18 protein-coding genes are annotated in these 20,523 nt (G+C 66.3%); 5 read left to right on the top strand and 13 right to left on the bottom strand.

What is annotated here, in order from left to right:
- Positions 1–10: 10 nt before the first annotated feature.
- Complete coding sequence (gene lipP1, locus AC1RQP_RS04095; protein ID WP_492936016.1) at positions 11–958, bottom strand: LipP1 family hormone-sensitive lipase; 948 nt, start codon at positions 956–958, stop codon at positions 11–13.
- A gap of 225 nt (positions 959–1,183) precedes the next feature.
- Here lipP1 and AC1RQP_RS04090 point away from each other — a divergent pair, with 225 nt between their 5' ends.
- Entirely contained in the window at positions 1,184–2,200 is a 1,017-nt protein-coding gene (locus tag AC1RQP_RS04090) for a DUF2155 domain-containing protein (RefSeq protein WP_492936015.1), read from the top strand.
- Positions 2,201–2,219: 19 nt separating this feature from the next.
- Here the strand turns inward: AC1RQP_RS04090 and aat are convergent, their stop codons facing one another.
- From aat to AC1RQP_RS04040, 10 genes are all read right to left on the bottom strand, one after another.
- The gene (aat, locus tag AC1RQP_RS04085) at positions 2,220–2,900 is read right to left on the bottom strand and encodes a leucyl/phenylalanyl-tRNA--protein transferase (protein ID WP_492936014.1); all 681 of its coding nucleotides are present in this window, start codon (positions 2,898–2,900) and stop codon (positions 2,220–2,222) included.
- 61 nt (positions 2,901–2,961) lie between these two features.
- On the bottom strand, positions 2,962–4,065 hold the full coding sequence (locus tag AC1RQP_RS04080; protein ID WP_239623385.1) for a sensor histidine kinase: 1,104 nt from the start codon (positions 4,063–4,065) through the stop codon (positions 2,962–2,964).
- Positions 4,062–4,502 carry a response regulator gene (locus AC1RQP_RS04075; protein ID WP_028177209.1) on the bottom strand — a complete coding sequence of 147 codons (441 nt, stop codon included), beginning with the start codon at positions 4,500–4,502 and terminating at the stop codon, positions 4,062–4,064. The genes AC1RQP_RS04080 and AC1RQP_RS04075 overlap by 4 nt, the downstream gene beginning before the upstream one ends.
- Positions 4,499–6,025, bottom strand: a complete 1,527-nt coding sequence (locus AC1RQP_RS04070) for a sensor histidine kinase (protein WP_239623386.1) — start codon at positions 6,023–6,025, stop codon at positions 4,499–4,501. The genes AC1RQP_RS04075 and AC1RQP_RS04070 overlap by 4 nt, the downstream gene beginning before the upstream one ends.
- A gap of 105 nt (positions 6,026–6,130) precedes the next feature.
- On the bottom strand, positions 6,131–7,489 hold the full coding sequence (gene accC, locus AC1RQP_RS04065; protein ID WP_239623387.1) for an acetyl-CoA carboxylase biotin carboxylase subunit: 1,359 nt from the start codon (positions 7,487–7,489) through the stop codon (positions 6,131–6,133).
- 82 nt (positions 7,490–7,571) lie between these two features.
- The gene (gene accB / locus AC1RQP_RS04060) at positions 7,572–8,066 is read right to left on the bottom strand and encodes an acetyl-CoA carboxylase biotin carboxyl carrier protein (RefSeq protein WP_239623388.1); all 495 of its coding nucleotides are present in this window, start codon (positions 8,064–8,066) and stop codon (positions 7,572–7,574) included.
- 35 nt (positions 8,067–8,101) lie between these two features.
- Complete coding sequence (aroQ, locus tag AC1RQP_RS04055; protein ID WP_239623389.1) at positions 8,102–8,569, bottom strand: type II 3-dehydroquinate dehydratase; 468 nt, start codon at positions 8,567–8,569, stop codon at positions 8,102–8,104.
- 226 nt (positions 8,570–8,795) lie between these two features.
- Positions 8,796–9,665: a DUF1236 domain-containing protein gene (locus AC1RQP_RS04050; protein WP_492936013.1), complete on the bottom strand. Its 870-nt coding sequence runs from the start codon at positions 9,663–9,665 to the stop codon at positions 8,796–8,798.
- A gap of 224 nt (positions 9,666–9,889) precedes the next feature.
- Positions 9,890–10,657, bottom strand: coding sequence for a DsbA family protein (locus AC1RQP_RS04045; RefSeq protein WP_492936012.1), 768 nt, complete (start codon positions 10,655–10,657; stop codon positions 9,890–9,892).
- A 98-nt stretch (positions 10,658–10,755) separates the two neighbouring features.
- Entirely contained in the window at positions 10,756–12,156 is a 1,401-nt protein-coding gene (locus tag AC1RQP_RS04040) for a M48 family metalloprotease (RefSeq protein ID WP_492936011.1), read from the bottom strand.
- Between the two features lie 191 nt (positions 12,157–12,347).
- Here AC1RQP_RS04040 and AC1RQP_RS04035 point away from each other — a divergent pair, with 191 nt between their 5' ends.
- The 3 genes from AC1RQP_RS04035 to AC1RQP_RS04025 all read left to right on the top strand — a co-directional run bounded on the left by AC1RQP_RS04035 (position 12,348) and on the right by AC1RQP_RS04025 (position 15,600).
- Positions 12,348–13,535: a pyridoxal phosphate-dependent aminotransferase gene (locus tag AC1RQP_RS04035; protein ID WP_239623393.1), complete on the top strand. Its 1,188-nt coding sequence runs from the start codon at positions 12,348–12,350 to the stop codon at positions 13,533–13,535.
- A gap of 90 nt (positions 13,536–13,625) precedes the next feature.
- Positions 13,626–14,183: a biotin transporter BioY gene (locus tag AC1RQP_RS04030; RefSeq protein WP_239629749.1), complete on the top strand. Its 558-nt coding sequence runs from the start codon at positions 13,626–13,628 to the stop codon at positions 14,181–14,183.
- Positions 14,184–14,265: 82 nt separating this feature from the next.
- Positions 14,266–15,600 (top strand): dicarboxylate/amino acid:cation symporter, encoded by a 1,335-nt coding sequence (locus AC1RQP_RS04025; protein ID WP_239623394.1) that lies wholly within the window; start codon positions 14,266–14,268, stop codon positions 15,598–15,600.
- 93 nt (positions 15,601–15,693) lie between these two features.
- Here the strand turns inward: AC1RQP_RS04025 and AC1RQP_RS04020 are convergent, their stop codons facing one another.
- Both AC1RQP_RS04020 and AC1RQP_RS04015 read right to left on the bottom strand, forming a co-directional pair.
- On the bottom strand, positions 15,694–16,926 hold the full coding sequence (locus AC1RQP_RS04020) for an NAD(P)/FAD-dependent oxidoreductase (protein WP_492936010.1): 1,233 nt from the start codon (positions 16,924–16,926) through the stop codon (positions 15,694–15,696).
- A 63-nt stretch (positions 16,927–16,989) separates the two neighbouring features.
- A complete protein-coding gene (locus AC1RQP_RS04015; RefSeq protein ID WP_492936009.1) occupies positions 16,990–19,344 on the bottom strand; it encodes an Rne/Rng family ribonuclease in 2,355 nt (784 codons plus the stop codon).
- 21 nt (positions 19,345–19,365) lie between these two features.
- Between AC1RQP_RS04015 and AC1RQP_RS04010 the strand changes: the two genes are divergently transcribed.
- Entirely contained in the window at positions 19,366–20,232 is an 867-nt protein-coding gene (locus tag AC1RQP_RS04010; protein WP_492936008.1) for a hypothetical protein, read from the top strand.
- Positions 20,233–20,523 lie beyond the last annotated feature (291 nt).

The following is a 20,523-nucleotide window of genomic DNA, read 5'->3' as shown; positions in this document are numbered from 1 at the left end:
GCCGGAGGGGTCAGCCCAATCCCTTCAACCAGGCGCCGATCTCGCTCACGGCGACGTTCGCCTGCCGCAACAGCCTGCCCATGGTGAAGAAGCCGTGGAACTGGCCGGGGAAGTGCTTGTAGGTGACGGGCACGCCGGCCTGCCTGAGGCGCTCGGCATATTCGTCGCCCTCGTCGCGCAAGGGATCGGCGCCGGCGGTCAGCACGTAGGCGGGGGGCAGGCCGGCAAGGTTCTGCGCGCGCGCCGGCGAGGCGCGCCAGTCGTGGATGTCGGCGGCGCCATTGAGGTAGTGGTCGCGGAACCAGCGGATCACCGAATGCGTCAGCAGCACGCTGGTCTCGGGCTCGCTATGGGAGTCGTGCGTCATGGCGAAATCGGTCGCCGGATAGATCAACACCTGACCCGCGAGCGCGGGGCCGCCAGCGTCACGCGCGGCGAGCGCCACGACCGCGGCGAGATTGCCGCCGGCGCTGTCGCCGCCGATCGACAGGCGCGAGGCGTCGACGCCGAGATCGCGCGCATGCGCGGCGATCCATCTGGTTGCGGCGATCGCGTCATTGGCGGCGGCAGGAAACTTGTGCTCGGGCGCGAGGCGGTAGTCGACCGAGATCACGATCAGTGCGCCTTCGGCCGCGAGCTGGCGGCAGACGACGTCGTGGGAGTCGAGATCGCCGATCACCCAGCCGCCGCCGTGGAAGAACACCAGCGCCGGCGACAGGCCGTCGTGCTGGCGCGGTTCCTTGGGCACGTAGAGGCGGGCTGGGATCGCCCCGTGCGGTGCCGGTATCGCCAGCGGCGCGACGCGCGCGAGCTCCGGCGCGTCAGGGTTGGTGGCAAACCGCGCCTGGGAATAATAGGCGCGTGCTTCGTCCGCGGTCAGGGTCTCGTAGGCGGGGCGGCCGGCCTCCTGGAAGGCCTTGTAGACGGCGACGGCGTCGGGATCGAGCACAACGGGCATGAAGGGGGACCTTGGAGTTTCCAGTGATCGTTGGATGTCATTCGGCGCAACGCCCGCCTTCGGCCCCGGGGGGAGGGGCCATGACGATCCCAAAACTATTCCATGACTATCCCATCCGGGAGCTGGCCTGGCCAGACCGCGCCGGGAAGGGCAGGGATGCCGCCCTTCCCCCGCCGTATTCCCCGTGTTAACCGGAGGCCTGCGAGCGGCGGTATCCCCTGTAAAATGTCCAACGAGCCCGATTCGCTGTTGAAGCCGCGCGAGATGTTCAAAACCTTTTCCCTGACAGGCCTTGCGGCACTGCTGGCCGCCACCGCGCTGACCGTTGCGACGCCGGCTCAGGCGCAGATCGGCACGATCTTTTCGGATCCGCCGCCGCTGCGGCCGCCCGGCAGCATTCCGCGCGGCCAGCCGCAGCCGCAGGTCCCCGAGGACGACGAAGAGGTGCCGGAGCTGCCGCCGCAGGGCCGCGTGCTGCCGTCCCGCCCGATGGCGCCGCCGCCGGGCCGCCAAGGTAACGTGATGCCGGGGCCGGTCGAGAGCCAGCCGCTGGCGCCGCCGCCGGGCTCGACCGTGGCGCCGCCAAACCAGCCGCCGTCCGCGGCGATCGCTCCGCCCGGTCCGCAAGGTGCGCCTGGTCAGCGCCAGCCCCAGCAGAAGGGTGCGCCGGGCACGGTCCCGCAGACCCCGGCAAGCCTCCAGCCGGGCGACGAGGTCGTGACCGAGCCGCCGGCCCAGAAGATCGTGAACAAGAAGGCGACCTTCTCCGGCCTCGACAAGATCACCGGGCGCATCATCAATTTCGACGAGGAGATCGGCGAGACCGTCCAGTTCGGCGCGCTCAGGGTCAAGACCGACGCCTGCTATACGCGGCCGGCAACGGAGGCCACCAACACCGACGCCTTCGTCGAGGTCGACGAGATCACCTTGCAGGGCGAGGTGAAGCGCATCTTCTCCGGCTGGATGTATGCGGCAAGCCCGGGCCTGCACGGCGTCGAGCATCCGATCTACGACATCTGGCTGACCGACTGCAAGGAGCCGCAGCAGACCGTTGCGACCGCGGCACCGGATCCTGCGACCAAGCCTGCAGCGCCGCCGCCGGCGCAGAAGAAGGCTGCGCCCAAGCAGGCCGTGCAGCAGCGTCCGCCGCAGCCCTTGCCGCCGCAGCAGCAACCGGCTCCGCCACCGCCGCCGCCGGAGCAGCGGCCAGGTCTGTTCGGTATCCCCGGGCTCGGCCGCTAAAATCGAGCCCGGCTGTCGATCATTGCCGCGAGGCGATGATCTCGAGCGCGCGTGCGCCGGGGATCGCTTCGCCGTCGGAGAGCCTCAGAAAGTCGCCGGGTTCGCCCGCCAGCGCCTTGTCGAGCAGCGCCGTATAGCGTCGCCGCGAAATCTCGACCGCGCCGAAGCTCTTCAGATGCTCGGTGACATATTGGGTGTCGAGCAGCTCGAAGCCGCCATAGATGAGCCGCGCGACCAGATGCACCAGCGCGACCTTCGAGGCATCGCGCGCGGTGTGGAACATGCTCTCGCCGAAGAAGGCCCGTCCGAGGCTCACGCCGTACAGGCCGCCGACGAGGTCGTCGCCCTGCCAGGCCTCGACGCTGTGGCAATGGCCGAGCTCGAAGAGGCCGCCATAGAGGTCGCGGATGCGCTTGTTGATCCAGGTGTCCTCGCGTCCGGCCTGCGGCGCGGCGCAGCCGGCGATCGTCGCCTTGAAGGCGGTGTTGACGGTCACGCGAAAGGCGTCGGACCGTACGGTGCGTGCAAGCCGCGAGGCGACGCGAAATCCGTCGAGCGGGATGACGCCGCGCAATTCCGGCTCGACCCAGAACAGGGTCGGATCATCGGCGCTTTCCGCCATCGGGAAGATGCCGCAGGCATAAGCGCGCAGCAGCACGGCCGGCGTGATTTCAGACGGGGCGGAGTCGCGCGAAGTCATGGTTTGCCATCATAGCAGGATCGCAATGCGGTTGCGATGGGTGGCGCAACCCGGCGCGAGGTCAGCTCGCGGCGGCGGTGCTGGTCTTGCCGGGGGCTGCGGGCACGCGGCCGAACTTCAGCACGACCCGGGTTCCGGAATGCGCGGGATCGCGCTCGACCGAGGCATCGAGCTTGGAGGCCATGGCGGCGACGATGCGCTGGCCCATGCCGGTGGAGCGCGGATCGGCCTTGACGTTGTCGCCGACGCCATCGTCGGTGATCGCGAGCAGGAGATCGTCGCCATGCGAGACCAGCTCGACATGGATCGGGCCGGCGCCGTCGGGATAGGCGTATTTCACCGCGTTCATCACCAGCTCGTTGACGATGATGCCGACGGCGACCGCACGGTCCGGGTCGATCTCGATCGGCTCGGCCTTCAGCGTCAGGCGCGACATCCGGTTGCCTTCGGCCGAGCGGCGCAGATCCTCGAGCAGTGAGTCCAGATACTGGTTCAGGACCACGCTTTTCAGGTCCTGCGAGGTGTAGAGGCGGCGGTGCACCTGCGCGACCGCGGCGACGCGGCCCATCGCATTGGTCAGTGCCGCCTTGACCTCGTCCTGCGCGGCGGAGCTTGCCTGAAGGTGCAGCAACGAGGCGATGATCTGGAGCGAATTGCCGACACGGTGGTTGACCTCGCGCAGCAGGAGCTCGCGTTCGGCGGCAAGCGCCGCGTAGCGGTCGCGCGAGGCGTGGATCTCGGCTTCGGCCTCCTCGCGCGCCCTCTGCAATGCGGCCTGGCGCAGCGCGCCTTCGGCGGCGACGTGGAGGAGCGGGATGAAGTCGCCCTGGACGTCCTTCACCAGATAGTCGGCCGCACCCGCCTTCAGCGCGGTGACCGCGATGCTGGAATCCTGCGAGGCGGTGACGAATACGACCGGCGGCGCGTCCGGGATCGCCATGATCTGCTCGAGCGTCTCCAGCCCGTCGAGGCCCGGCATGTACTGATCGAGCGCAACGACATCGATGCCGCCTTCGGCGCTGGCGCGGCGGATGCGCTCGAGACCTTCCTCGCCGCTCGCGGCGTGAACGACCCGGTAGCCGCGCCGCGTCAGGCCGCGGTCGACCAGGCGCGCCAGCGCGTCGTCGTCGTCGATGTAGAGCAGTGTCGGCGTGGGCTGGTTCATGTGGCGGCGGGCGGGACCTGGATGACCGAGAAGAACAGCCCGAGCTGCCGGATGGCATTGGCGAAATTCTCGTAGTTGACGGGCTTGGTGATGTAGACGTTGCAGCCGAGCTCGTAGCAGCGCTTGATTTCCTGGGAATCGTCGGTGGTGGTCAGCACCACCACGGGCGAGGCCTTCAGATATTTGTTCTCCTTGATCTGCTTCAGGATGTCGATCCCGGTCATGTCGGGGAGGTTGAGGTCGAGCAGGATCAGGAGCGCGTTGCCCTTCTGAACCAGCCCGGAGCGGTCGGCACCAAACAGGTGCATCATCGCGTCAGTGCCGTTCTGGAAGGAGACGATCTCGTTGTTGACGCCGGAGCGACGGATATTGCGCTCGATCAGGCGGGCGTGGCCCTCGTCGTCCTCGATCATGATGATGGTGACAGGCTGGGTCATCGATCTGTGTTCCGGTTGCTCACATTCCAGGCGATCGGCAGCGTGATCGTGAAGGTGCTGCCCGCGTTCAGTTCCGATGATACCGACATGGTGCCGCCGAGGCGACGCACAAGGGCACGGACATGCGCAAGACCGATGCCCTGGCCGGGCTTGTCCTGGGTTCCCGCGCGGCGGAACAGGTCGAATATCCGCTGGTGATCCTTCGGATCGATACCGCGGCCGTTGTCGCTGATCTCGAAGATAGCGTAGCCGAGCTTGGTCCGCCCGCGGATTCTGATCTCGCCGGGCATGCCGGGCTTGAGATATTTGACCGCATTGTCGATCAGGTTCGAGAAGATCTGCTCGAGTGCGAGACGATCGCTCACGAGGTTCGGCAGGGGCTCGAGGTGGATCTCGGCCTGCGCCTCGGCCGCCTGGTGCGCCAGCGTCGAGACGATGGCCTCGATCAGCTCGCGCGTGTCGATCTTCACCGGCTGGAATTCGCGCCGGCCCTCGCGCGTGAGGTTGAGGATGGCCGAGATCAGCCGGTCCATCTTGGCGATCGACGACTTGATGAAGCCGAGCGCTTCGGAAAAATCCTCCGAGAGCTGCTTGTCGGCGCCCTCGAGCGCGATCTCGCCCGGCCCGGCGGGGGCCAGCGGCGCTCCCTCCGCGGGGACGTGAGCGAGGCTGCTGATGCGGCGGAAGATGTCGCCGCCGAGCTCCTCGAGTTCGCTGGTGAAGCCCATGATGTTGACGAGCGGCGAGCGCAGATCGTGGCTGACGATATAGGCAAAGCGCTGGATCTCGTCGTTGGCTTCGCGCAGGTCTGCCGTGCGTTCGTCGACGACGGCCTCCAGATTGACGTTGGCATCGCGCAGCCGGGATTCGGCTTCGTCCCGGGCGCGGGCCGACCGCCGCACCAACCAGATCGAGAGCATCGCCAGCACCACCACGAGGCCGGAGCCGATGCCGGTCATCGACGCGGCGAGGGTCTGGCTGTGGTCGGAGTTGGCAGTGCGGAGGCGGAACAGGCGCTCCTCCTCCTGGATCATCGCGTTCGCGACGGTGGCGATCCTCGTCGTGGTGTCCTGGGCCGCGGCCTCACGCACCAGTGCCGCGGCCTTGTCCGGCTGGCCTTGCTGGATGAACACCATTTCCTGCGCGAACTGGCCGAGGCGGATTTCAATCGCCGCGCTCAGCTTTTCGACGTTCTCGCGCTGCCCTGGATTGTCGCCGCTCAGGCGCGTGAGCTTGTCGAGGGCGGGGATGATTGCCGCCACGGCCTTTTCATGGTCGACCCTGAAATTCTCCCCCTGCGTCAGGAGATAGCCGCGAGCGCCGCTCTCGGCCCGCCGGATTTCGAGCAGCAGGGCGTTGATCTGGTTCTCCACCTCGATGGTGTGAACCACCCATTTGCTGTCTTCCCGCGCCTTGTTGACGAGATAGACGGAGCCGGCGCTGATCACGGTCAGCACCAAAAGGCCCGCCGCGAACAGCAGGATCTGCCAGAATGCGCGCCGTCGCTGGCCTTCAGCCGTCACGGCGGTTCACCTGTCTGCGCTCAATGGAGATCAAAACGCCCCCTTTGGAACTAGCCCCAACCGTCCAGAACGCGATTGGGGCCAAAGGGTTCCACAAGAGGAGGACTATCCCGCTTCGGGTTCCGGCTTGCCGGCGAGGTACTGCTCCAGCCAGTGGATGTGGTAGTCGCCGTTGATGATGGCGTCTTCGCGCACGAGCGCCCGGAACAGCGGCAGCGTGGTCTCGATGCCTTCGACCACCATCTCGTCCAGCGCCCGGCGCAACCGCATCAGGCATTCGGCGCGGGTCTTGCCATGCACGATCAGCTTGCCGACGAGCGAATCGTAATAAGGCGGGATCGTGTAGCCCTGATAGACGGCGGAATCGATCCGGACGCCGAGGCCGCCGGGCGGATGATATTGTAGGATCCGGCCGGGCGAGGGGCGGAAGGTCTGCGGATTCTCGGCGTTGATGCGGCACTCGATCGCGTGGCCGATGACCTGGATTTCGTCCTGCCTGGCGGGCAGGTCGCCGCCGGCGGCGATGCGGATCTGCTCCAGCACGAGGTCGATGTCGGTGATGCTCTCGGTGACGGGATGCTCGACCTGGATGCGGGTGTTCATCTCGATGAAGTAGAACTCGCCGTCCTCGTAGAGGAACTCGATGGTGCCGACGCCGAGATATTTCATCTCGCGCATCGCTTTGGCGCAGGTCTCGCCGATCCTGGCTCGCGCTGCGGCGGAGAGCACGGGCGAGGGGCCTTCCTCCCAGACCTTCTGGTGCCGGCGCTGCAGCGAGCAGTCGCGCTCACCGAGATGGATGGCGCCGCCGCGGCCGTCGCCGAGGATCTGGATCTCGATGTGGCGCGGCTTCTGGAGATATTTTTCCAGATAGACGGACGCATCGCCAAAGGCGGACCTGGCCTCGTTGGCCGCCGTCGACAGCGCCAGCTGGAGGTCGGCCTCGCTGTGCGCGACCTTCATGCCGCGGCCGCCACCGCCGGCCGCCGCCTTCACCAGCACCGGGAAGCCGATCTTCCTGGCGATCGCCATCGCGTCGTCATCGGGGCCGACCGCGCCATCGGAGCCGGGCACCACGGGAATGCCGAGGCGCTTCGCCGTCTTCTTGGCCTCGATCTTGTCGCCCATCAGGCGGATGTGCTCGGCCTTCGGGCCGATGAAATGCAGATTGTGCTCGGCGAGGATTTCCGCAAAGCGCGCGTTCTCGGAGAGGAAGCCGTAACCGGGATGCACGGCATCGGCGCCCGTGATCTCGCAGGCCGCGAGCAGCGCGGGCACGTTGAGATAGCTGTCCTTGGACGAGGGCGGCCCGATGCAGACGCTCTCGTCCGACAGCCGCACATGCATGGCGTCGGCGTCGGCCGTGGAGTGCACGGCGACGGTCGCGATCCCGAGCTCCTTGCAGGCCCTGAGGATGCGAAGGGCGATCTCGCCACGATTGGCTATGAGGATCTTGTCGAACATATTGTCCTGCAGCGAATGGCGAGTGGCGAATGGCGAGTAGGAAAGGCTGACGCCATTCGCTATTCGCTATTCCCCATTCGCGTCACTCAATAATCACCAGCGGCTCGCCGTACTCGACCGGCTGGCCATCCTCGACCAGGATCTGCGTCACCGTGCCGGCGCGCGGCGAAGGGATCTGGTTCATCGTCTTCATGGCTTCGATGATCAGCAGCGTCTGGCCGACCGAGACCTTGGTGCCGACCTCGATGAACGGCTTTGCGCCCGGCTCCGGCGCCCAATAGGCGGTGCCGACCATCGGCGAGGTCACGGCGCCGGGATGCTTCGACAGATCGGCCGCGGCAGTGCCGGGCGCGGCCGCGCTTGCAGCCGCCGTCATGGCGGCAGGAGCGGCCGCCATCGGCATCGGCATGGTCGCGGCCACGCTGATGTTGCGGGCGACGCGCAGGCGCAGCCCCGCCCGCTCGATCTCGATCTCGGTCAGGCTGGTTTCATCGAGCAGCAAGGCAAGCTCGCGGATGAGCGCCGAATCCTCGCTGGAAAACTTTGCGGCTGCTTTGTCGTCTGGCTGGCGCGCCATGTTGTTTGATCCGAATGTTCTGTTGGAAGGGGGCGTCAGGCGTTGGGCTTGATGCCGAGCTTGGCGGCAAGGCCCTGAATGGCGAGGCGGTAGCCCTCGATGCCGAAACCGCAGAGCGAGGCGAAGGCCGCGCGTGCGGTGTAGGAATGGTGACGAAAGCTCTCGCGGGCGTGGATGTTGGTCACGTGCACCTCGACCGTCGGGATCTGCACCGCGAGCAGTGCGTCGTGCAGCGCGATGGAGGTGTGGGAATAGCCGCCGGCGTTGATGACGATGCCCTTCATCTTGCGCCGGTGCGCCTCATGGATGAAGTCGATCAGCTCGCCTTCGCGGTTGGACTGCCGGCAATCGGCCTTCAGGCCGAAGGTCGCCGCTGTCTCCCGGCACAGCGCCTCGACGTCGGCCAGCGTCGCATGACCGTACTTTTCGGGCTCGCGCGTCCCCAGCAAGTTGAGGTTCGGCCCGTTCAGGACGAGGATCGTGTCGGTTGCAGTTTCGGCCATTCCAATCCCGGAAAGAGGTGCTTCGGCGTGGCGGGGTTATAGGTAACAAAGCGCGTGAGGGGAAGCCTCGAAGGGCCTCAGGGGCGGGTTCAAGCACCTCACCCAGTGCGCAAAAACCTGTGCGGAAACTACGGAAATTGCTTGTTAACCAGTCCGAAGCATGGCTGCGGGCCGAATGCAAAGGGGCGGGCATCGCTGCCCGCCCCGAGCTTGCCGGTATCCTGCCTCAGACGTTCAGGACCGCCACGATCTCGTAGGTGTCCGGATTGATGATCACGATCTCATCGCGGACCAGGACGTACCTGTAGGTCCGCCACTCCGGATAAATGGTCACGACCCGCGACGGCAGGGCGTGCAGCGTAATGCCCTCGCGCGGGATGCGGGTGCCGACCGAGATCGAGAAGTTCACGTTCGTCACCGGAGCGACGCGCTGCTCGCGGATCACCGACGTGATCTGCGTCCGCTGCTCGGTCGAAAGCTTGGCAGCGGCGCCGGCCTGGCCGACCGTGGTCGAGCTCTGGCCCTGCGCGTTCTGGGTCGTGCTGGTGCCGGTCTGGCCCTGAGCATTCTGGTTGGTGCTGGTGCCGGTGCCCGGGCGGGTCTCGGCGTTGTTGGTCGAGGTGCCGCTCTTGCTGCCCTCAGCCTTCATGTCCTTCTGGTCCTTGCTGCCGGACTTGCTGGTGTCCTGGCTCATGCTCTTGGACTTGTCCTGCTGGGACTTGTCCATCTGGCCCTGCGCGCGATCATCGGTGCGCTGGCCCTTGGTGGCACCGGCCTTGTCCTCGGCCGCGTTCTTGTTCATCGCGGCGCCCGGGCGCTCGTCCTTCATCGCACCGGACTTGTCCTCGGAGGCCCGATCGGACTTCATCGTGCTGGAGCCGCCGGCCTGACCGACGGTGCCCTTGTCATGGCTCATGGAGTCGCGCCCCATCGAGCCGCGCTCAGCGCCGCCGCCGGAGGGCTGCGAGGGCTGCATCTGCTGCGAGCCACCGGCGCCGCCACCGCTGTCGCGGCCCATGCTGCCCTGTGCGTTTGCCAAATCGGTCCCCGCGACGAGTGCAACTGCGGCAACCGAGATCATAAAGCGGTTCAACATCGAAATTCTCCTCACGTGTTTCCTGCGTCATTGCCCGCGCCGACAACGAAAGGAGATTTGAGTTGTTCCGGAACTTCGTCTGTTCCGCGGCATTTGTTTGTTGAACGCTGGATGAACGACTTTGCACGAAGACGCCAACGTTGGGCGCGCTAAAAGAAGGGCCGGCTCTTCAGCCGACCCTTTTGCATGCACGAGTTGCGAAAGGCGCGATCAAGCAAGTCGCCTTAGCAGGCCGCTTTGCCGCAGCGGGCGATGCCGATCTTTTCCCTGAGGCCTTCGACGCCGACAGCGCCGATCACGATCTGCTTGCCGATGACGTAGCTCGGCGTGCCGTTCATGCCCATCGCTTCGGCAAGCTTGAAGTTCTCCTCGATGGTGGCGCGCACCTCGGGGCTGGCGATGTCCTTCTCGATTCGAGCGGTGTCGAGGCCGGCTTCCTTCGCCGCCTGAATCGCGCGCGCCTTGTCGGCAGCGCCCCGGCCACCGAGCAGCTTCTGGTGGAAGTCGAGATATTTCTTGCCGGTGGGATCCTGCATGCGCACGGCGACCGCGACCTGCGCCGCTTCGACCGAACCCTGGCTCAGCACCGGAAACTCCTTCAGCACGACCTTCAGCTTCGGATCGCTCTTCATGATGGTCAGCATGTCGTCCATCGCGCGTTTGCAGTAGCCGCAATTGTAGTCGAAGAACTCGACGAAGGTGACGTCGCCGTCCTTGTTGCCGAGCACGACCTGGCGCGGCGAGTTGAAGATCGCATTGGCATTCTGCGCGATGCTGGCCTCGTGCTTCTGCGTTTCGGCCGCGGCCTGACGCTTGCTGAGCTCGGCCATGGCCTCCTCGAGCACCTCGGGATGGCTGACGAGGTAGTTCTTGATGATGGTTTCGATGTCGGTGCGCTGGGCATCGGAGAAGCTGTCGGCCGACGCGGGCACGGCTGCGCCGAACATGGCGAGCGCGAACAATGCGGGAGCAAGCAGGCGCAGCGAAGGCATAGGTAAATCCTCTTATCCAAAGCAGGTTTCGATAAACGTCCCGGCGGACTTAAGCTCGGTGTCGTGACGTCGTGGTATCGGGCGTCGTTCGAGTTGCGTCAGTTGCGCGGCGGCTTCGCCGCCACGATGTCGTCGGCCTTGACCCATCCGGGCGTGCCGATGGCGAAACGTGTTTTCGCGCGCGTTGCAAGCTCGCGGGCGGTCTTGTTGTCGCCGCGCAAGTAAGCGGCCTGGGCCGAGGCGAGATCGGCCTCGGCGTAGTCTCCCTTCCGGCCATAGGCCATTGCGAGCTGGGTATAACCGAGCGCCGCCTCGGGCTCTCGGGCCACCGCAGCGCGGAGAATCCGAACGGCATCGTCGGTGTAGGCTTTATTATCGGCTCCAACCAGAGCCTGCCCAAGTAACATCTCGATGAGGGGGGCGTTGTTCGAGAGTTGCGCTGCCTTGCGCAGGGGAGCGATCGCCTCCGCCGGCTTCCCGCTCTCCAAAAGCGCCTGGCCGCGCACCTCGTAGAAGTAGGGGTTGTTCGGCTGAACCTGGATCAGCGCGTCGATCTGAGTGAGCGCGCTGCGCAAATCCCCGTGCAGATAGGTGCTGATGGCGCGGGCATAGCGCGCCGGCAGGCTGTCGTTGGTCTGGGGATAGCGGCGGTACACCGTCTCCGGCCGCTCCATGAAGGCTGATATCTTGGCGCGGACCATGTCGTGCCGGAGCTGAAGCGCGGGATCGTCCTTCTTGTTCCAGTATGGGCTGGTGCCCGCGAATTCCTGGAGTGCGGCGACGCGCTCGGCCGGCATCGGATGCGACTGGAGATAGGGATCGGCGCCGCGCGAAGCGAACAGGCTCTCGCTGGTGAAGCGCTTGAAGGTCTCGTACATGCCTTTCGGCGATTGCTGGGTCGCAGTCAGGAATTTCACGCCGGCGCGGTCGGCGTTCTCCTCCTGCTGGCGCTGGTAGGATAGCAGCGTACGGCGGATCATCTCCTGCGGAGCGGCGATCGCGGCCGCGCCGGCATTGGCCAGCCCGTTGTTGCCGGCGCTCGAGCTGCGGGTGCTGCCGGCGGCGATTGCGCCGGCGCCGAGCAGCATCGCGATGATCATCTGGGTCTGGGCCGTGGCAAGCTGCTCGCGCAGCTTGGACAGGTGACCGCCGGCCAGATGTCCGGTCTCGTGCGCGAGCACGCCGATGATCTGGTTCGGCGTCTCCGACTGGAGGATCGCGCCCCAATTAACGAAGATGCGGCGGCCGTCCGCGACGAACGCGTTGAACGAGCCGTCGTTGATGATCACCATCTGGATGTTCTGCTTCTCCAAACCCGCGACACGCAGGATCGGACGGGTGTATTCGCGCAGCAGCTGCTCGGTCTCGGTGTCGCGCAGCACCGGCGGCCCCTTGGCCTGTGCCCGCGCGGCCGAGAACGGCGTCAGCGCGATGGCCGCGGCCGTGGCGAGGGCGGTGAGAGCGGAGGCCTTCTGGCGCAATGCGATCCTGAGCAACATCGAGCGGTCTGGTCAAACGGTCTTGGTCAGCAGTTTCGTGATTGGTTTGGCGATTGGCGGCAGACCGGATCCGCGATATGCCCCTTGTGAGCCGCGCCCTTTATGAGCCGTACAATGCGGCCAGTCTGGGGCGCAAGCGCCCTGTTTTCCGGACCGGACGGATCCGGTCCGCCAGCGAATAGCAGAAATCGATGCACGATGCGACCTTGAGGAACCGGTTGGGGCAGTGGCTCGAGCCCTCCCGCCGCAGCGATGTTCCCCCGTTCATGGTGATGGACGTCATGGCGGCGGCGGCCCGAATCGAGGCCGCCGGCGGTCATGTCATCCATATGGAGGTCGGCCAGCCCGCGGCCGGCGCGCCCAGGACTGCGATCACAGCCGCCCATGCGGCGCTGGAGGCCGGACGGATCGATTATACCTCCGCGCTGGGCATTCCCAGTCTGCGCGAGCGCATCGCGCGCCATTATCGCGACACCTATGGCTGCGACGTCAGCCCCGAACGGATCGTGGTGACCACAGGCTCCTCCGGCGGCTTCATCCTGGCTTTCCTGTCGATGTTCGAGCCCGGCGATCGCGTCGCCGTGACCGTGCCGGGCTATCCACCGTACCGCCATATCCTCACCGCGCTCGGTTGCGAGCCGGTGCTGATCGAAACCACCAACGAGACGCGCCATGCGCTGACCGGTGAGGCGCTCATCGCCGCCCATCGCAAGGCGCCGCTGAAGGGCGTGCTGGTCGGCAGTCCCGCCAATCCGACGGGCACGATGATGTCCCGCGAAGCGCTCGCCGGCCTCATCGCGGCCGCGGAAGATGCTGGCATCCGCTTCATCTCGGATGAGATCTATCACGGGCTCGATTACGCGTTTCCAGCCGTGACCGCGGCGGCGCTGTCCGAGCACGCACTCGTGATCAACTCGTTCTCGAAGTATTTTTGCATGACGGGCTGGCGCGTCGGCTGGATGGTCGTGCCCGAGATCCTGGTGCGGCCGATCGAGCGGCTCCAACAGAACCTCTCGATCTCGGTGCCGTCGCTGTCGCAGATCGCGGCAGAGGCCGCCTTCGACGGCGCGGCCGAGATGGAGGAAATCAAGCACGGCTATCAGGAAAACCGGCGTATTCTGATCGACGGATTGCCCAAGGCCGGACTGACGAGATTCCTGCCGGCCGACGGCGCCTTCTATCTTTACGCCGACGTCTCGGACTTCACCTCGGACAGTTTCGAGTTCGCCCAGCAAATGCTGGAGCAGGCGCGCGTGGCGGCGACGCCCGGCCTCGATTTCGATCCCATCCATGGCCGTTCATTCGTCCGGTTTTCCTATGCCCGCTCGCCCGATGAGATGCGCGAGGCAGTTGACCGGATCGCTCACTGGCTTAAATAGCCGCCAGCTTTCGACAGCCTTCCGGAGTTCAACTTGTCAGACAGTTCCGCCCCGTCCGCCGCCGCACCGCATTCTTCTCTCGCCGCATTGATGTGGCCGACCCGGCCGGGCGAAGCCGTCGGCGCGCTGCGTGCCGCCGTGCTGATCGTTCTCGGCACCGCGCTGATGGCGCTGTCGGCCAAGGTGAACCTGCCGCTGCCCTATGTGCCGATGACCCTGCAGACGCTGGTGGTGCTGATGATCGGCGCCGCCTATGGCTGGCGCCTTGGCAGCGCAACCATGATTGCCTACCTCGCCGAGGGTGCGATGGGGCTGCCGGTGTTCGCCGGTCCCGTGGCTGGGATTGCGCCGCTGGTCGGTCCGACCGCGGGCTACCTGTTCGGTTTCGTGCTGGCTGCCTTCGTGACCGGCTGGCTCGCCGAGCGCGGCTGGGATCGCAGCGTGATGCTGCTGTTTGCGGCGATGGCCGTTGGCCACATCGTCATTCTGGCTGCGGGCTTCGGCTGGCTGGCGTTCGGTCTTGGCCTCGGCGCCGCCAAGGCCTGGCAGGTCGGCATCGTGCCGTTCATTGCGGCCTCACTGGTCAAGAATGCGCTCGGGGCGGCCCTGATGCCGGCGGCGCGCCGGATCGTCGAGCGCCGCGGGTAAAAGCCGGTAGCGAGCAGTTCCAATTGACAGCGCCGGCCAAGTTGATCTTGGCTGGCCCGGTGTTTTGAGGGGGAGTGAAACCATGACGACGACAACGATGGCGGGAGCGCCGGTCGCGCCGCCCGTCGCCAAGCCGTGGTACAAGGTCCTCTACGTCCAGGTGCTGATCGCCATCGTGCTCGGCGCCATCGTCGGCTGGCTGTGGCCTCAGTTCGCCACCAACGAATGGATCAAGGCGCTCGGCGACGGCTTCATCAAGCTGATCAAGATGGTGATCGCCCCGATCATCTTCTGCACCGTGGTCTCCGGCATCGCCCATATCCAGGACGCCAAGAAGGTCGGACGCATCGGCGTCAAGGCGCTGGTCTATTTCGAGGTCGTCTCGACCTTCGCGCTGGTGATCGGCCTCGTCGTCGGCAATCTCGTCAAGCCGGGCTCCGGTTTCGGCAATGCGGCGGCGAGCGAGGCGGCCGTCGCAACTTACGCCAAGCAGGCCGCCGGCCAGAAGTCCGTCGACTTCGTGCTGCACATCATTCCCGACACCGTGGTCGGCGCCTTCGCGCAAGGCGAAATTCTGCAGGTGCTGCTGTTCGCGGTGCTGTTCGGCTTTGCTTTGATGAGCCTCGGCGAGCGTGGCCATACGATTCGCAGCTTCATCGACGATGCTGCGCACGCGGTGTTCGGTGTCATCTCGATCGTGATGCGCGCGGCGCCGATCGGTGCGTTCGGTGCGATGGCCTATACGATCGGCAAGTTCGGTACCGGCGCCATCCTCAACCTGATCGGTCTCATCGCCACGTTCTATGTCACCGCGGCGCTGTTCGTGTTCGTCGTGCTCGGCCTCATCGCGCGCTTGGCAGGGTTCTCGATCTTCAAGTTCCTGGCCTACATCAAGGACGAGCTGCTGATCGTGCTCGGCACCTCGTCCTCGGAAAGCGCGCTGCCGTCCCTCATGGAGAAGCTGGAGCGGCTCGGCTGCTCCAAGTCGGTGGTCGGCCTCGTGGTGCCCACGGGCTACTCGTTCAACCTCGACGGCACCAACATCTACATGACGTTGGCGACCCTGTTCATCGCGCAGGCGCTCGGCGTCGATCTTTCCTTCGGCCAGCAGCTCACGATCCTGGTGGTGGCGATGCTGACCTCGAAGGGCGCCTCCGGCATCACCGGCGCGGGCTTCATCACGCTGGCGGCGACGCTCGCCGTGGTCGATCCACGCCTCGTGCCGGGCATGGCGATCGTGCTCGGCATCGACAAGTTCATGAGCGAGTGCCGCGCGCTGACCAATCTGTGCGGCAACGGCGTCGCCTGCGTGATCGTGGCATGGTGGGAAGGCGAGCTCGACCGCGACAAGCTCAACGCCAACCTCGCCAAGCAGATCGATCCGACTGACATGGAGACCGCGATCACGACGGACTGATCTGCAAACCGCGTCCGACGGCGCAGGCCGCGCCGTCAGATCTTGAAATGACAGGGCTGGTCGAGATTCTCGATCAGCCCTTTTTATTGAGGCTTAGAAGCGCTCAGGCCGGTATGGCATGGGATCGACCGCCGGCGTCTCGCCGCTCATGATCTCGGCGAGCAGGCGGCCGGTCGCAGGTCCCAGCGTAAAGCCCTGATGACCATGGCCGAAGTTCATCCAGAGGCCGGGGTGGCGCGGGGCGCGGCCGAGCACCGGGAGCATGTCGGGCGTGCAGGGCCGAGTGCCGAACCACGGGTCCGGCTCGACCCGCTTGCCGAGGTCGATCAGCTCGCGTGCCGAGGCTTCGGCGCTGGCGAGCTGCACCGGTGTTGCCAGCGCATCCGGCCCCGTCAGCTCCGCTCCCGTCGTGATGCGAATGCCCTTGGCCATCGGACCCATGGCATAGCCGCCGGTCTTGTCGATCAGCGGCAGGTCGAGCGACGCACCGCCGCTGTAATGCATGTGGTAGCCGCGCTTGCGCACCAGCGGGATGCGGTAGCCGAATTTGTGGAGGAGGTCGGGCGACCACGGCCCGAGCGTCACGACAGCGTCGGGAGCATCGAGGCGTCCGCTGTCGGTGTCGACCGACCAGCCGGTCGCAGTCTGCTGCAGCGACTGCGCATCACCGAGCACGATCGTGCCGCCGAGGCGCTCGAACAACTCGGCGTAGGCTGTGACCAGTGCGCCGGGATCCGACACGGTCCAGGTGTCGAGCCAATGGATCGCGCCGGGGAGATCGTCGCGCAGGATCGGCTCGGCCTTGGCAAGCTCGCTGCCCGACAGCACGCGAAAGTTCACGCCGAATTCGCGCTGATCCTCTTCCGCGGCCTTGATCGAGAGATCCAGTGACGCGCGGTCGCGAAACAATGCTCGGTAGCCGGCACGGCGGATGAGATTATCGGCATGCGCCTCGCGGATCAGGATGTCGTGCTCGGCCGTCGCGTAGGCGATCAGCCGTGCCCACGCCTCGATCGCCTCGCGATGCCGCTTCGGCGCCGAATGCCACCAGTAGCGGAGCAGGGGCTCGATGTGGAGGTGGAGGGAGGAGAGGCTGTAGCGCACGTCGTTGGTGCGGCCGGTCGCGATCTTCAAGAGCGAGGCGAAGTCGCGCGGCATGGGATAGGGGCGCACCGCTTCCGCCTGGATCATCCCGGCATTGCCGTAGCTGGTTTCGCGGCCCGGCTCCCTGCGGTCGACGAGCGTGACGGACCAACCGCGCTGCTGCAGGTGCAGCGCCGCGCTCACACCGACCATGCCGCCGCCGAGAACTATTGCACGTCGCATCGAAACTGACCTTGCCAACCAAAAACCGCCCGGCTTGGCCGGGCGGTTTCATGGATGTCCCTGTTATTCGCCGCCGCCGAAGCGGCGCGACCACCAGCCGGCGCGGCGCGGGGCCGTCGGGGTTTCGCTTGTGGGCTCCGGCGCAGGCTCGGGTGCCGGCGCGGGCGCAGCGACCGGCTCGGTCACCTGCGCCACCGGCGTTGCCGGCTCGGGCTGGCTGTTCAGCAGGAAGCTCACCTTTTCCCGGACGGTGGAGCGGCGCCGCGCGGCCTTGTCGCTGGCGGACTCCTCTTCTGACGTTGCCGTCGTCGTGGCGGAAGCCGGCTCCGGCTGGGCCGGCGCCTCGGTCCGAACCTCGGCGCGCGGCTCGGGCTGCACGATTTGCGGCTCGATGGCGTGTTGCGGCTCGATGGCGTGCTCGGCCTGGATATGCTCGGCCTGCGCGATGGAGGGCGCAGGCTCGCTGCCGAAGCCGTCGAAATCGGCAACCGCGTCCGTCGCCTCCGACGGTTGACTGGCGCCGAGCTCGTCGCCGATGGAGCCGGCGAGACCTTCCTCGCCGCCACCGCGACGGCGGCGTCCGCCGCGGCGACCACGCCGACGCCGGCGCTCGCCGCTGCCCTGCTGCTCGCCACGCGCTGCCTGTTCCTCGCCTTCCTCGCCGTCCTGCTCGGACTCGGTATCGTCTTCACCTTCACCGGCCATCACGGCCGCTTCGGGAAGCGTGGGGGCGGTATCCTCGCGCAACTCACCCTCGCGCTGAGCACCGCGGCCGCGCCGGCGGCGACGGCGCTTGCGGCGCTGGCCGTCCTGCTCGGAGGCTGCCTCGCCGGCAGCCTGCTCGTCAGCAAGACCTTCGGTCTCGTCGGTCTCGACCTCGGATTCGGTTTCCAGGTCGAAGCCATCCTCGTCGTCATAGGCTTCTTCGGCCTGTGGCGGCGGGCTCGCAGCCACTTGCGCAGCGAGCAGCGCCTTGGCGGCTTCGAGCGTATGCACCTGCTCGCCGCGGTCGATCACATATGCCTGCGGTCCGCTGACGGTGGGATCGGCGATCACCGACAGCGTGACCTTGAAGCTGTTCTCGAGGTCGCGCAGATGGCCACGCTTGTGGTTCAGCACGTAGAGCGCGACGTCGGTGCGGGTGCGGACCACGAGATTGTGGGTCGCGCCCTTCATCAGGATCTCTTCGAGGCCGCGCAGCAGCTGCAGCGCCACCGAAGACACCGAGCGGACGTGGCCGGTGCCGCCGCAATGCGGGCACGGATCGGTCGAGCTCTCCAGCACGCTGGCGCGGATGCGCTGGCGCGACATTTCGAGCAGGCCGAAATGCGAGATGCGGCCGACCTGGATGCGCGCGCGATCCTGCCGGAGGCAATCGGACAGCTTGCGCTCGACCGCGCGATTGTTGCGCTTCTCGTCCATGTCGATGAAGTCGATGACGATCAGGCCGGCGAGGTCGCGCAGCCGGAGCTGGCGGGCGACCTCTTCGGCCGCTTCCAGATTGGTCTTGAGCGCGGTGTCCTCGATATGGTGCTCCCGCGTCGATCGTCCGGAGTTGACGTCGATCGAGACCAGCGCCTCGGTCTGGTTGATCACGATGTAGCCGCCGGAGCGCAATTGCACGGTCGGCGAGAACATCGCGTCCAGCTGGCTCTCGACGCCCATGCGCGAGAACAGCGGCTGGCCGTCGCGATACTGCTTCACCGCGCCGACATTGGCGGGCATCAGCATCTTCATGAAATCGCGGGCTTCGCGGTAGCCGGATTCGCCGGCGACCTGAATCTCGTCGATCTCCTTGTTGTAGAGGTCGCGCAGCGAGCGCTTGATCAGCGAGCCTTCCTCGTAGACGAGGGTCGGGGCCTGCGACTTCAGCGTGAGGTCGCGTACCGTTTCCCACATCCGGATCAGATATTCGAAGTCACGCTTGATCTCGGGCTTGGTGCGGGAAGCGCCTGCCGTGCGCAGGATGATGCCCATGCCCTCGGGCACGTCGAGATCCTGCACCACTTCCTTCAGGCGCGAACGATCCTGCGCGCTGGTGATCTTGCGGCTGATGCCGCCGCCGCGCGCGGTGTTGGGCATCAGCACGGCATAGCGGCCGGCGAGCGAGAGGTAGGTCGTCAGCGCCGCGCCCTTGTTGCCGCGCTCCTCCTTGACCACCTGCACCAGCATCACCTGGCGCCGCTTGATGACTTCCTGGATCTTGTACTGACGGCGCGGACGGAAGGTGCGCTCCGGCACTTCCTCCAGCACATCGTCGCCGCCGACGGATTCGACGACTTCCTCTTCGGCTTCCTCGCCGTCGTCTTCGTCCTCGTCCTCATCGTCGTCGCTGGTTGCTTCCGCAGCCTCGGCGGACGTCTCGGCATTCTCACCGGCGGCGTACACCGCATCGGCCGGCTCAGCGGCCGATGTCACGGCCTCAGCCAGAGCTTCCGCATGCGCTTCAGGAACGTGAGCTTCGAAGGTTTCGGCATCCTGGGGCTCGGCAGCGGCCTCGGTCGCGACCACGGGCTCGGCGCCGACGGCCGCAACGGGCGCGGGCGTCTCGTCGGCATGATCATGGTCATGATGATCATGGTGGTGATCGTGATCGTGGTCGTGCCGGTGATCGTGATCACGGGCGTGTTCGTCATCATGGGCATGATGGTCGTCGTGATCATGCTCGCCATGAGCATGTTCGCCCTGATCGTGGTCGTGGCCTTCGTGCTCGCCATCGGCGTGCAGATGCTCGCCCTCGTACGGCGCGCCTTCGGTGCGCGGGGCCTCGCCCTCCGAGGGCTGGGCTGCGGGATCGGCACCGACCTCGAGGCCTTCGACGATGTCGCTGCGCACGCGCTCGCCATGACCGCGGCGGCGGGCGTTGCGGTGGCGCGAACGGCGGCGGCCGTGCGAGCGGTTCTCGCTCTCTTCCTCGGCCTCGCGATGGGCCTGTTCCTCGGCCTCGATCAGCGCCTGCCGGTCGGCGACCGGGATCTGATAATAGTCGGGATGGATTTCGCTGAAGGCGAGGAAACCGTGGCGATTGCCGCCATATTCGACGAAGGCGGCCTGGAGCGAGGGTTCGACCCGTGTGACCTTGGCGAGGTAGATATTCCCGCGCAGTTGCTTGCGTTGCGCGGTTTCGAAATCAAACTCTTCGACGCGATTGCCGCGGACCACGACGACCCGGGTCTCTTCCGGGTGGGTGGCATCGATCAACATCTTGTTGGGCATGTCTTAACTCTTGGCGGCGGCGGACGCGATAAACCGTGGGCGCGTATCGCGCCGCCGGGTGACGCGACGGTCCACCTGATTCGGGGGTGAGGGGAAGGCCGAAACGCCGTCTCTCGCGCCTTGCCGAACCGGAAGCTTCAGGACCGTTGCGACGCGCGGGATTGTCACTCCGCAGCGTCGCGAATGGTCCTTCAGATTTCGTCGGCACAGTCTGGCGCATCAAGCGTCGGCCCGTATGAAACATTGGGCGGCGAGGCCGCCCTTCAATCAGTTGCTGCTGGCCAGGCACGGCGCGAGCGCGCTCGCCTTGGGGATCACGAACCGCTCCCTTGGGATCAAGGGACCGGGTAATGGGTTACGCCGCCGTCAGAACCGTCCCGG

The organism is Bradyrhizobium sp. GW821-FHT13H06 (assembly GCF_058803975.1).
Note: the sequence above shows the minus strand (reverse complement) of the source record. Positions and strands in the feature narration are given on the sequence as shown.

Excerpts from the sequence above, each read along its gene's own strand:
- AC1RQP_RS04090 (WP_492936015.1), top strand. The coding sequence starts at position 1,184 with ATGTCCAACGAGCCCGATTCGCTGTTGAAGCCGCGCGAGATGTTCAAA.
- AC1RQP_RS04030 (WP_239629749.1), top strand. The coding sequence starts at position 13,626 with ATGTGGCCGACCCGGCCGGGCGAAGCCGTCGGCGCGCTGCGTGCCGCC.
- AC1RQP_RS04010 (WP_492936008.1), top strand. The coding sequence starts at position 19,366 with ATGCGCTTCAGGAACGTGAGCTTCGAAGGTTTCGGCATCCTGGGGCTC.
- aroQ (WP_239623389.1), bottom strand. The coding sequence starts at position 8,569 with ATGGCCGAAACTGCAACCGACACGATCCTCGTCCTGAACGGGCCGAAC.
- AC1RQP_RS04045 (WP_492936012.1), bottom strand. The coding sequence starts at position 10,657 with ATGCCTTCGCTGCGCCTGCTTGCTCCCGCATTGTTCGCGCTCGCCATG.
- AC1RQP_RS04040 (WP_492936011.1), bottom strand. The coding sequence starts at position 12,156 with ATGTTGCTCAGGATCGCATTGCGCCAGAAGGCCTCCGCTCTCACCGCC.
- AC1RQP_RS04025 (WP_239623394.1), top strand. The coding sequence starts at position 14,266 with ATGACGACGACAACGATGGCGGGAGCGCCGGTCGCGCCGCCCGTCGCC.
- accB (WP_239623388.1), bottom strand. The coding sequence starts at position 8,066 with ATGGCGCGCCAGCCAGACGACAAAGCAGCCGCAAAGTTTTCCAGCGAG.
- AC1RQP_RS04075 (WP_028177209.1), bottom strand. The coding sequence starts at position 4,502 with ATGACCCAGCCTGTCACCATCATCATGATCGAGGACGACGAGGGCCAC.
- AC1RQP_RS04035 (WP_239623393.1), top strand. The coding sequence starts at position 12,348 with ATGCACGATGCGACCTTGAGGAACCGGTTGGGGCAGTGGCTCGAGCCC.
- AC1RQP_RS04020 (WP_492936010.1), bottom strand. The coding sequence starts at position 16,926 with ATGCGACGTGCAATAGTTCTCGGCGGCGGCATGGTCGGTGTGAGCGCG.
- accC (WP_239623387.1), bottom strand. The coding sequence starts at position 7,489 with ATGTTCGACAAGATCCTCATAGCCAATCGTGGCGAGATCGCCCTTCGC.
- AC1RQP_RS04050 (WP_492936013.1), bottom strand. The coding sequence starts at position 9,665 with ATGTTGAACCGCTTTATGATCTCGGTTGCCGCAGTTGCACTCGTCGCG.
- lipP1 (WP_492936016.1), bottom strand. The coding sequence starts at position 958 with ATGCCCGTTGTGCTCGATCCCGACGCCGTCGCCGTCTACAAGGCCTTC.
- AC1RQP_RS04080 (WP_239623385.1), bottom strand. The coding sequence starts at position 4,065 with ATGAACCAGCCCACGCCGACACTGCTCTACATCGACGACGACGACGCG.
- aat (WP_492936014.1), bottom strand. The coding sequence starts at position 2,900 with ATGACTTCGCGCGACTCCGCCCCGTCTGAAATCACGCCGGCCGTGCTG.